The organism is Novosphingobium sp. (assembly GCF_030696665.1).
In the GTDB taxonomy this organism is placed as follows: domain Bacteria; phylum Pseudomonadota; class Alphaproteobacteria; order Sphingomonadales; family Sphingomonadaceae; genus Novosphingobium.
Genome location: NZ_JAUYRV010000018.1, coordinates 1 through 10,833, shown reverse-complemented (window position 1 = coordinate 10,833; position 10,833 = coordinate 1). Strand labels below are relative to the sequence as shown.

Genomic DNA, 10,833 nt, shown 5'->3' with positions numbered 1-10,833 from the left:
CAGGCTGCTGAAAAACCCTCGACGTTTGGGGTTTTGAGTGATTCACTCTGTTTGCGAGCGGAGGTGATGATGCGCGGTTCGGAAGATCGATCGTCGGTGTTGTTTTCGTATATCCGGCTGGAGGATCGCATTGCTGCGGATCACCCGTTGCGGGCGATCCGGTCGCTGGTGGATGAGGCGCTGGCGGCGCTGTCCGGCAAGTTCACCACGCTTTACGCGACGACTGGCCGACCCTCGATCCCGCCCGAGCAGTTGCTGCGGGCGACACTGTTGCAGGCGTTCTTCTCGGTCCGTTCGGAGCGGCAGTTGATGGAGCAGATCAACTACAACCTGCTGTTCCGCTGGTTCGTTGGGCTTGATATCGATGCGGCGGTCTGGGACGCCTCGACCTTCTCCAAGAACCGTGACCGGTTGCTCGAAGCCGACGTGGCGCGCGAGTTCCTCACCGTCCTGATGAGCCTGTCGCGGGTGCGGCGGCTGCTGTCATCGGATCATTTCTCGGTTGATGGCACGATGATCGACGCCTGGGCTTCGATGAAGAGCTTCCGTCCCCGGGACGGATCGGGCGATCCGCCGGGACCGGGCCGCAACGGCGAGCGCGACTTCCGTGCTGAGAAGCGCAGCAACGAGACGCATGCCTCGACCACCGATCCCGATGCCCGCCTGTTCCGCAAGGCTGACGGTCAGGCTAGCCGACTGTGCTATCTCGGCCATGCACTGATGGAGCACCGGCACGCGCTGATCGTCGATGCCACGCTCACCCACGCCACCGGCACCGCCGAACGCGAAGCGGCGCTGGAGATGATCGAGCGCACGCGCAAGCCGGGTCGCCGGGTGACGCTGGCCGGCGACAAACTGTTCGACGCGGCCAGCTTTGTCAGCGCGCTCAGGGACCGCAAGGTCACCCCGCACATCGCCGTCAACGGCACCGTCAGCAAGCTTGGTAAAGTCCGCAAGACCTTGATCGACCGCCGCACCACGCGCCATGATGGCTACGAGATATCCTTGCGCATCCGCAAACGCATCGAAGAGGCATTCGGATGGGCCAAGACCATCGGCGGCATCGCCCGCCTCAAGGTCCGAGGCATCGCCCGAGCCACCGCCGCCTTCACCTTCCGAATGATCGCATACAACCTCATCAGGCTGCCCAAAATCATCGAGGCGACCGGATGATGACCGAAAAATCGCCCTCAACGCTCTCAGCCCGAGACACAAAAAGCCCGCAAAGGCTGAGAACCCGACCGCCACAGTGGCAATCGCTCCCTTCGCAAGTCCGATGATGCGTTTTTCAGCAGCCTGCTAGTGCCGTAGAATCGCCGTTGCGTCACATGCCGAAACGTACACGCGCCAGTTGCGCAGCAACGTCCTGATCACCGTGGTTTGCGCGTGCCACATCTAGGAACACCCGAAATACCGGGGCATAGACGACGCCGTTAATACACTCTCCTGTCTCGATGTGGCCTTGATGGTCAGCGGCGAGCACCCCAAAATTCCACGCCTTGCGGACTGGTCTGGCGCCAAGTTTGCGCAACACCTCACCGTAATGCTGGCCTCCCTCGATCCTGCATATCACTTGGGGCGCCTCACCTGGCATCTGTGCCAAAGATTGCGCTGCAAGAGTGCCGGTTATCGCATAATGTATCTTGTGGGCCTTGCATATCTCGGCGAGCCGTCGCGCCAGCACAGGCCCATCCATATCAGGAACATGAAAGTACTGCATTGATGCCGTGGGCAGATCTGCACTGTAGGATGACAACTTCTTCAATACGTCCTGCGGTTGAATGAAGCGACGCAGTTTCATTGGCCCTGCCCCATCGATCTCCAGCCATCCCATCTGCCCCATTAGTTTCAATGCAACAGAAACCGCCGCAGGAGATACATCGCATTGACTTGAAATGTCTTTGACCGACAACCACTTGGGCCAGCTTTTGAGCATGTGCTCTATGACGCGTGCGCGGTGCGGTTGCAGGAACGAGCCTATATTGCATTTGGCCTCCGGTGGAGCGGTTCCATCGCGCGCAATGTAGACTTGCGGTCCCAACAAGAACAGCGCACCGGACTCATCGAAATACCCTGTTCTTGCGGCCTCAAGCGCCTCGCGCGCCAATTTTGAGACGCGCCTTGCCGCAATCAGAATGAGTGTATCAACTCCGCCCGTGTGCTGGGCCGCATAGTCTTGCAAATTCGCGATGCAGCGCTCGACGTCGCGCGGATTGACGGTGGCCATCGCCTCCACCATCAGCACGAATGTGCGCTCTCCCAACCTGACGTCGAAGGCGGCCGTAGGGGCATAAGTACCGCGTCCGTCGATCGTCACGCGCGCCCTGTTTACGTTTGCATCTGGCAACGCCTTGAGAGCAGACTGGAGCGCTTTGAGCACTTTGGATGCGCCAGGTTCCAACTTTCTCATGAATCAATTGCCCGTCATTTGCTCCATGTCCGTGCATTTGCTGCAGGGCCGCTGTCAGTGAGACCCGATTGTAGCGGGCCCTGTCAACCGGTATGCATGGTCTTGCCAGTTGGAGCGAATTGCAAAAGTTACCATTTTTCAACCATGGACAGTAACTGAACGCAGATGCCTGAGGGCCGATTGACATGTCGTCAGGCACTGGGGGCAAGGCGGATGACAGGACCAAACGACGTTCCGCCCGAGCAACGGGCAAGTTTGCAGCGGCAACTCGATTGGAATTATGTCAGCAAGGCTGAATTTGTCGTTCTTATCAGCCTCGTTGCGGGCGCAACAAGTGCTTTTGCATCACTGCTCAGGGTTGCCGTCCAGCAAATATCCGGGCCAGCCATGCATTTGGCAGAACTCGCCGTCGGGGCAAGCATCTTGCACGGGGTGCTTTTGCTGTTGATGCATTTCACCAGCCCCAAAATGATCTACACCCGTTTTTTGCTCGCACATATTTCAGGCGCGTTGCTTGCCGGATCGTTGTTCGGTGGGATGGCATCAATTTGGCACTGACAGGCATCTGACCCCGTCAGCCCTCGCGCGAAGTCCAAGCCTGACGGACACGATCCGACAGGCATCTCGGCAAAATGGCCAATACTTTCGTTCTTGTGCGCCCTCGTTCTTGCGCGCCCTTGTCCTTGCGTGCCCTTGTCCTTGCGTGCTCGTGCCGATTGCGGCGGGCTGCATCGTCGGCGGTCCTACTTCATTGCGCTGAACTGATATCAGATCGTGCTAAAAGCTTCGAGCCGCAGCCGGATCGCATCGGCACTTGTCTTGGCACCAAGCTTCGACATCATCTTCATACGATGAATCTCAACGGTGCGCGGACTGATCGCAAGTATGCGCGCCATCTCCTTGTTCGAACATCCCGTAGCCAGAAGGTCGATCACCTCGCGCTCGCGCGCAGAGAGGCCAGTGATCAAGAGACGGGCCTTTGCGCGCCGCATACGGGCTTCAAGCACAATCTGTCCTGACAGATAGGCCGTTTCAAGCTTGGCTATCAGCGCTGTCTGGTCGAAATCGCCGATGAAATAGTCGGTCACACCGGCTTTGGTGCCTGCGATGACAGTATCGTAGGCCAAGTGCTTGCCAAATCCAACAACCGGCAACCAGATTCCGGCATCTGCCATTGCACCGAGAAGATTGATGCTTGCACCTGTTGCGCTGTCGTCGATGATGACGACACCGTCACTTGGCCGATGGGAAATCAGCTCCAGAGCATGACTGTAGATCTCTGCATGATGACCGGCAGAAAAGATCGTCCGGGCCAGCAGCGCACGATCGCTTTGCTGTGGCGCAATAACATGCACGACGATCCGAACCGATCGGTTGTGATGCACGGTCCGCCACAAGTCCGCGCCGTCTGGCGTTAAAGCCAGATCCTCAAGCACAGCCGCCTGCCCTGCACCGATATCTATCTGTTCGTAATAGGCCATTGAAACCCCCTTCGTACTGCCCGCTAACGGGTCACCACGTAGGGAAAATTCGCAGATGAATGTGAACGAGCGGCCCCTGCAGGCGGTATGCGCCAACCCTAAGCGTTACTCCCTATCTGCTGCAGTGTCTGGGCATTCGGGACTTTGCACACACGTCTGTCGGCTAACAATGGATACACCCGCGCCCTGCTTGCGGGCGTAGTCCCATGCACTCTGCCCGAGCACCGCCGCGCGACATCGCTCGGGGCTTCTGCGTGTTTACCATGTCCGATAAGGAAGCGGCATTTCGCGCAACGCAGGGCACATAAAAGCGTTTATGGCATCTTTACGAAATGTTAGGCGTTTTTACATAGACCTTGCGCCTGAGGGTGCTTCGGACTGCTACCGAACGGTGTCCCGCTACGGTTCGTCCGAGCACTCTCTTCTGCCTGAACATGAAAGCGGACAATTGCGCAGGCTTGCGCAAGCACCCTCACGCCTCGCCGTTTGCGGCATTGGTTTTGGCACAAGGCGTGGTTCCGGTGCCGGACCAACTTGCCCGATCAAAGTCGCTGACCGAACGTTGCCAGTCACTGGGGGCACAGCGTGATGCCACGCTGCCAATGTGGCATCAAACGTCTATCTACCGGTTGGGGATCAGGGAAATGTCTCGAAGACCGATCGAGGCATCTTTAAAAAGTGCGCCATGGCGCAAGCGCGCAGAAACTACGCTTTTGCAAATTCGGCAAACCATGATGCCATCCAGATAAGCTATATCTGCCCGCACCTTAAATTCCGGACAAAGCGTCGTTTCCGTCAGCCTGATTGTCGTTGGTTTCCGCGGCAAGAGCGATGAAGGCCATATCGAGGTGCGCTGCTGCCAACGTGTGGCCGTTTCTGTCGAGCGCATCTCGGGTGACCTCAAGCAGATTCAATATCCCCATCAAGTCGCATCCTCTCGAAAAGGCAACAATTTCAAGGGCTGACTTCATGGCCGTGGCATATCCTGCTGCAAGGGTAGGTAGAAATAGCACTTTCTACTGGCGATGGCCACCTTGACGACGCGTGAACGCCGTTTCGGCACCGCGCAAGATGCCCAGAGCTTGCAGCCCACGGGGAAGCTCATTGTCAGCTATGCGTCCTGATCCAGCGTTGGTGCGATCAAGTGCAAGAAACCCACATGGCACGGTAGCAGTCAGCGTTATAGACATGACATTGTCTGTCATGTGTTCTGTCATGTGACCAATGTCACTGGCCTGACTTGGATTTCTGGCTATTTTTGCCCTGCGACCCAAGGGCTGGTTTGACCACCCTGAATTCTGGCCCTGCTGGCACCCCCCGCGGGCAGGGCCTTTTTTCTGGTACTTGCTCCAGTGCGATCTGTCTGGATGTAGCTGGCTTTGGATCATGTCCCCGATGCGATCACCACATCGGTGTCCGAACGACCGGATCAATTCGGCTATTGGGCCCAAGCGCTGACGAGGATACCCCATATATCGGTCAGCGTATCGGCTAGCGGATCGGCCAGCGTGACAAAAATCTGCGCATGCCACCGTGCTGGCAGGTTTGCGATCTCACAACGTTAAACAACAGGCACCTGCGCAGGTGGTCCAGTCCCTCTTCAGAGCCTGAGTCGAACGCCGGCAAATTTGGGCTGGCGCGCGATTTTGCGTTTTGATGCGGAGCGATGGTCGCCGCGATGTGCGGGCATCGATGGGAATGGATTGTCGCATGATCGCGACGAATGCTGCGCGGAAAAGACCCTTCAGACCGCCTCGCAGAATTTCGAATCAGGCTCTCAAGCCGCAAAATAACGGCACAAAGCTTTGTAAGCACTCGGCGTCAGGCCGATCCACTGCCGACGTTTGTCCATAAAATCGCGCCTGCGCCGCACAAGGTTGCGCTTTTCCAGCAGCACAAGCCATCTTTGCGCGGTCGATTGGGGAATCCCGGCTTCAAGCCCGACAGTTGAAACATTGTTTTGCTGTCCGAGGAGTTCTGCCAGCAGCAGCTCTGTCAGGATCTCCCAGGCGGGCATGGAGAACATATCCTGCGGGACGCCCAGCAACTCACACCGCAGTTTGCGCAGTCGCACTTCTGCCCTCACCCGTTCGACAAGCTGCGCATGGCTTAAGTCACCGAAAAAGAAGGTGTTGTCGTGGTCCCCAGGCACCAGGCTAACCAATTTGTTGATTAAACGGGTAAGGTCGGCGATTTCGACCTGCTCGCGCGATGTAGCGGTTTCAACAATCTTGTTTTGACTGGTCGCCGGCATCTTCGTGACCCTTTGCTGCAGCATCGCCCCATGCCTGGCCAGCAGAATGCCCTACGCTGTCCAAAGGTCAAGCAATAGCGTTACAAGGCTTCCGGATCGGCGGAAAAATCATCTCCATTTCTGCGAGAAGTAGCAGCGTCAAGATAGCGCAAATCGGTCGGCCACATGTGAAGGCTGCCGCTGCATGCCATGCGTGCTTTCGCGCCAACTGCTTCAACCCGGTACCCAGTGGAACTGGGCTGCGGTAAGTCTTCTGGATGCAAGGTCCAGATTGCCAGTGCTGCAATCGTCCCACAAAGAGACATGTTTTGCAAAATTTGCCATAATGTGACTGGACCAGGCGGTTATTTATGATCATGACCTGCGATGCTTTCAAAATGGAATATTTTTGGCAGCGCGGGACGCGAAAAAATGGAAATCTGGATTGCTGTAGAGCGCCTTAAAGAAGCGCTTGAAATTATTGATCGGCACGATCTGCCAATGGCGGGCATCCATGTGACAAATGCCCTGCAATCTATCGAATTGGCGCTGGGCGAAGAAATAGCTGATGTTCCGCCATGCCTTCCGGCCAGGAAAGCGCACTTGAATTAACGCCGTTGTCCATGAACGCAATCACCACCTGGCCTGTCCTCCGTGCTTGAGGACTCCCAAGCGTTGTGGGAGAATTGCAACACCTTGCAATGGTCTTTTGCGCCTGATCCGCAAATCGGTGGTTGAACGCTGGCGCGGGAATTCCGTGATGATCACGAGCGATTGCAGCGGCTAGGTTGCGCATTGTGGCAAAATTGCGACGAAAGTAGCGCAGCAAAGACCCGTCACGCCGACCGGCAGGCTTTCGGACAAGGCTCTTGCTGGTTCAGTCGTTTGCTGCTTGCGGCAAGAACAGCGCTCCAAGCTTGTCAAAAGCTTCGGCACTGAGCGCGCACTTCAATTCACCTTCGCGATCCGAAGGCCAAGTGTGCACCAGCCCTTCTGACTGCAGGACAACCAGATAGCGAAGCAGCAGGTCGTGTGAAATCGCTTGCTTTGCACAAAGTGCCGAAGAAGAGGAAGATCGCCCCTGAAGCGTATCAATGGCAATGCCCAGCAGGATCGGCCAGGCGTCGTTCGTAAGCTTGTAAGCCTTGGTCAAGCCCGCGCGCAGCGCGCAAGTCCGCAGTTCATCCCGCATCCGACCAAGCAAACGGGGAGAGGGAACGGGAAGAGTGAACGCTGAGGGGAGCTCGCAAAAGACTGCCAAGTCTGCGGGACCATGAATTTTGCGCGCCAACTCACATTCCTGTCAATTCGCCGTACGAAACAGCGCCTTAAAAACAGATATTTAGTGGCGCGTGGAAGCGCGTCAACCTCTGTGATGACGCCGTAAGCCGTTTGCAGGAAGACCAGTTGGATCGACAAGGCCAGTCCAAGGGGGCTGCGCCTTGAATTTCATCGCGGCGTGCCCCGCCAACTTTGTTGTTTCCGCAAGCAGGCAGCGTGACACGACTGCGCCTGCTGCCAGATCGCAATAGATTGGAATGGATCTGGAATTGCAGAACTCTGGCGGTACGGGCTACTGAGCGGTTGATGGTTCTGTCCGCACAGGCCGCACTTGACCGTGCCGCAGCTCATCTGACGCAGACAGGCGCAGCACTTGCCCAACGGGGGCTACAGGCGACTGCATTGGTTGCTCACCGCCGGCAAAACGTGTCTGTCTCGTCGAAATTCCCAGGCGAAATGTCGCCGCGCTGCGTGAAGAATGTTGCCCGTGCGCACCGGCCTGCAAGCGCACACGAGCTTTCCCCAGGCCGCCGCGGTTGACGATCCTCTAGCCCATGTGCTCACGGCAAAAGCCTCAGGCCTTGCGTCAGTATCGGGCCGGCAAAACCACCCAGCTTTACGCGTGAGGAACGCGAGTAGCGCACGTCCCGATCGTGGGGCGCCAAACAGCTTTTGGCAAATCCTGGAGGTCACAACGCGGCATATTGCCAATCTATCCTGATGCTGCCGATCGACCTTATTGCCGATAGGCAACTCAGGAAGTACTGTGTGTCTTCAGAGCCTCGATCGCCAAAGAAACATGCAGGGCAGGCTCGCAAAAGCCCATGCGATCAAGCGCTGACAAGATAGTCTCCAGCACTGCAAGCGCGTGTTCGGCAGATATGATTTCGTCAGATCGGCTCATATGGCATTCCATTTCAAGTGCCGTCGCGGCGGCACTTTTTCGCATGGCGCCGTCAAGAAATGTGAAACTTGCCATCGTTGTGTTTCCTTATTGCCCGGCAGCGATCGGGTCTCTCACCGTGCTATTGATCGGTTTGCAGCATCAAATGAATGCATTCAAAATGGAAATGGGGAACAAACAGGCCAAGCGCGTCTATCAATTCTGGATCATGCTGGCAGGAGGAGCGTGAACAGAAAATGCAGCAGTCAGACAAAGCCTGATGGCCTCAGCTGCGTTTTTTGCACCCAATTTGCCCATCATATTGGTACGGTGTAGCTCGACTGTCCGAGGGGAAATGTTCAACAGGCGAGCAATTTCCTTGTTGCTTTCGCCGTTCGCCACCCGATCGAGAACTTGTCGTTCTCTGGCGCTGAGGCGGATCATATCTGCATGGGCCCGGGCACTTTCTGCTCGCACCTTGAAGGTGGTCAACATTTCAGTCTCGGCATTGTCAATTAGCGCAGCAAGCTCATCAGATGTCGACGGGGTCTTGTGGAACGACAGTGCTCCGGCCTTCATTGCCGCAACGACTTTTTCCACATCAGGCTCGCTGCAAAAGCCGACAACACCCAACCACCGGCCCGATCTTGCAGCGTTCTGCAGGAGATCTGAAGCGAGGCTTGTGGGTCTGTTGTCATGGAGCAAGACAACGCCGTCCCGATTTCCATTGGCGAGGAATTGCTGCACATCGCCATGCCTTTGACAACGCATCCCGCACTGCAATGCGGCATCGAACAGCCACTTTTGGCTGCCCTGATCGTTGTCGATGAGATGGAAGAAGGATGACTTATGCATGATTTAACTCAACGCTGTTTTATCGCGCTCCTCCAGCAGCATTTGTCCAACAAATGGGCCTATTGCACAGGGTAAGTCATTTAACCCATTGATATATAGTGTATAAATCCAACTCACAATGAACCGGATCACTGCGCGCGCTGACCCTGACCCGATCGTGCGCGATGTTCATACCTGGACCGTGCCTGTGCCGATGGCCCACTGCTCGTCGAACGTGTCTGGTGGCTGGGCGAGAGGAGCAGGGTCGCAAGGGAGTGAGGCAACAGCGGGATGGTCGAAGTGGCGCGTTGCGCGTGGTCGCTTGCCTTTCCGGGTCTGGCACGACAGGGTAACCATCTGATGCGACGCGATCTCGATCATCTTCCGGCCGGCAAGCAGCGCGAGCTCGAGCGCGTGCTCCAACTGGTCTTCGACGAGTTCAACGACGTAACCGCCTGCGCCAGTGCGAGCCGCAAGAAGGCCGGGCGCATTCTCAAGGTCATTCTGTACGGCAGCTACGCGCGCGGTGGTTGGGTCGATGAACCCCACACCGCCAAGGGCTACAAGTCGGATTTCGACCTGCTGATCATCGTCAACCACAAGGACCTGACCGACCGGGTCAAGTACTGGCTACAGCTCGATGACCGCCTGATGCGCGAATATGGCATCAGTGGGACATTGAAGACGCCAGTGAATTTCATCGTCCACGCGCTGGGCGAGGTGAACGATGGCCTCGCGCATGGGCGCTACTTCTTTATGGATGTCGCAAGGGACGGCATCGCGCTTTACGAAGCGGATGATACCGATCTGCATACGCCCAAGCCGAAAACGCCTGAGCAGGCGCTGGCGATGGCGAAGGAGTATTTTGAAGAGTGGTTTCCGGCGGCAGCAGGACGACTAGATACCGCTCGCTATACGACGGGCCAAGGTAGGCTGAAAGAAGCTGTCTTCGACCTGCATCAGGCCGGCGAGTTTCTCTACCACTGCGTCCTTCTTACGGTAATTTTTTACACGCCCCACGTACACAACCTTGGCTTCCTGCGCACGCAAGCTGAGCGCGTTGATCGTCGCTTGACCTATGTTTGGCCAAACGACAGCCACAAGCAGCGCGCCATGTTCGAGAAGCTCAAGGAAGCCTACGTCAAGGCGCGCTATTCCAAGCACTACCGGATTACCGCTGAGGAATTGTCTTGGCTGGGCGAGCAGATCGAGGAACTGGGCCGGGTAGTTCACATCGTCTGCACTGAGAGGATTGCCGCTTTGGAAAATCAGTGCAACCTGAATGGGCCGGCCATCTCCGGAATATGACCGAAGTTGCCAACGATCTTGCAAGCCTGTCCCCTGAAGCTCTCGGCAGAAGAATGTAACGGCGCCGACCAACGGCCGAACGCTGCTCCACTACATGAATGACAAGCATGTTTCGAGGCGGCGGATGTGCGGCTAAAATGTCTGGTGGTACCTGCGCCGTCGCTTGAAGATGAGCTTGCCCAAACAAACGGCGGCCGGAAATTGTCCATCTTGCGGCCTTTACGCAGACGCGTCTCGGCCTCCGTTAACTTTCTGAGTGTAACTGACGTGACCCCCAGCTTTCCTCCAGCTGGGATTAGAGCCGGGCGGTTGTTTTGCGCATCGGCGCGGTTGAAGCAATGGGCTGCGTAGCGGAGCCCGTAGGGCGTAGCGAAGCAGGCCATTGCTTATCCAGTTCGGCGGC

General features: G+C 56.9%; 12 protein-coding genes. 5 read left to right on the top strand and 7 right to left on the bottom strand.

Translation table 11 applies throughout. The annotated features are described in order from the left end of the window. The first annotated feature begins 69 nt into the window (after positions 1–69). Positions 70–1,173 (top strand): IS5 family transposase, encoded by a 1,104-nt coding sequence (locus Q8R81_RS04565; RefSeq protein WP_305616264.1) that lies wholly within the window; start codon positions 70–72, stop codon positions 1,171–1,173. Positions 1,174–1,324: 151 nt separating this feature from the next. Here Q8R81_RS04565 and Q8R81_RS04560 read toward each other — a convergent pair whose 3' ends face one another. Beyond that, positions 1,325–2,410: a hypothetical protein gene (locus tag Q8R81_RS04560; RefSeq protein ID WP_305616263.1), complete on the bottom strand. Its 1,086-nt coding sequence runs from the start codon at positions 2,408–2,410 to the stop codon at positions 1,325–1,327. Between the two features lie 213 nt (positions 2,411–2,623). Between Q8R81_RS04560 and Q8R81_RS04555 the strand changes: the two genes are divergently transcribed. Continuing rightward, on the top strand, positions 2,624–2,968 hold the full coding sequence (locus Q8R81_RS04555) for a hypothetical protein (protein ID WP_305616262.1): 345 nt from the start codon (positions 2,624–2,626) through the stop codon (positions 2,966–2,968). 209 nt (positions 2,969–3,177) lie between these two features. Here the strand turns inward: Q8R81_RS04555 and Q8R81_RS04550 are convergent, their stop codons facing one another. The 3 genes from Q8R81_RS04550 to Q8R81_RS04540 form a co-directional block, all read right to left on the bottom strand. Then, entirely contained in the window at positions 3,178–3,891 is a 714-nt protein-coding gene (locus Q8R81_RS04550; protein WP_305616261.1) for a response regulator transcription factor, read from the bottom strand. Positions 3,892–4,658: 767 nt separating this feature from the next. Then, on the bottom strand, positions 4,659–4,862 hold the full coding sequence (locus Q8R81_RS04545; protein WP_305616260.1) for a hypothetical protein: 204 nt from the start codon (positions 4,860–4,862) through the stop codon (positions 4,659–4,661). Positions 4,863–5,668: 806 nt separating this feature from the next. Next, positions 5,669–6,145 (bottom strand): hypothetical protein, encoded by a 477-nt coding sequence (locus Q8R81_RS04540; protein ID WP_305616259.1) that lies wholly within the window; start codon positions 6,143–6,145, stop codon positions 5,669–5,671. Positions 6,146–6,511: 366 nt separating this feature from the next. Here Q8R81_RS04540 and Q8R81_RS04535 point away from each other — a divergent pair, with 366 nt between their 5' ends. Beyond that, a complete protein-coding gene (locus Q8R81_RS04535) occupies positions 6,512–6,736 on the top strand; it encodes a hypothetical protein (protein ID WP_305616258.1) in 225 nt (74 codons plus the stop codon). Between the two features lie 265 nt (positions 6,737–7,001). On the opposite strand, the gene Q8R81_RS04530 is transcribed toward Q8R81_RS04535, so the two are convergent. From Q8R81_RS04530 to Q8R81_RS04520, 3 genes are all read right to left on the bottom strand, one after another. Then, positions 7,002–7,277, bottom strand: a complete 276-nt coding sequence (locus Q8R81_RS04530; RefSeq protein WP_305616257.1) for a hypothetical protein — start codon at positions 7,275–7,277, stop codon at positions 7,002–7,004. A gap of 882 nt (positions 7,278–8,159) precedes the next feature. Then, on the bottom strand, positions 8,160–8,384 hold the full coding sequence (locus Q8R81_RS04525) for a hypothetical protein (protein WP_305616256.1): 225 nt from the start codon (positions 8,382–8,384) through the stop codon (positions 8,160–8,162). Positions 8,385–8,504: 120 nt separating this feature from the next. After that, positions 8,505–9,143, bottom strand: a complete 639-nt coding sequence (locus Q8R81_RS04520; RefSeq protein ID WP_305616255.1) for a response regulator transcription factor — start codon at positions 9,141–9,143, stop codon at positions 8,505–8,507. 118 nt (positions 9,144–9,261) lie between these two features. Here Q8R81_RS04520 and Q8R81_RS04515 point away from each other — a divergent pair, with 118 nt between their 5' ends. Further along, the gene (locus Q8R81_RS04515; RefSeq protein WP_305616254.1) at positions 9,262–9,483 is read left to right on the top strand and encodes a hypothetical protein; all 222 of its coding nucleotides are present in this window, start codon (positions 9,262–9,264) and stop codon (positions 9,481–9,483) included. After that, positions 9,483–10,430 (top strand): nucleotidyltransferase and HEPN domain-containing protein, encoded by a 948-nt coding sequence (locus Q8R81_RS04510; RefSeq protein ID WP_305616253.1) that lies wholly within the window; start codon positions 9,483–9,485, stop codon positions 10,428–10,430. The genes Q8R81_RS04515 and Q8R81_RS04510 overlap by 1 nt, the downstream gene beginning before the upstream one ends. The last annotated feature ends 403 nt before the right edge of the window (positions 10,431–10,833 follow it).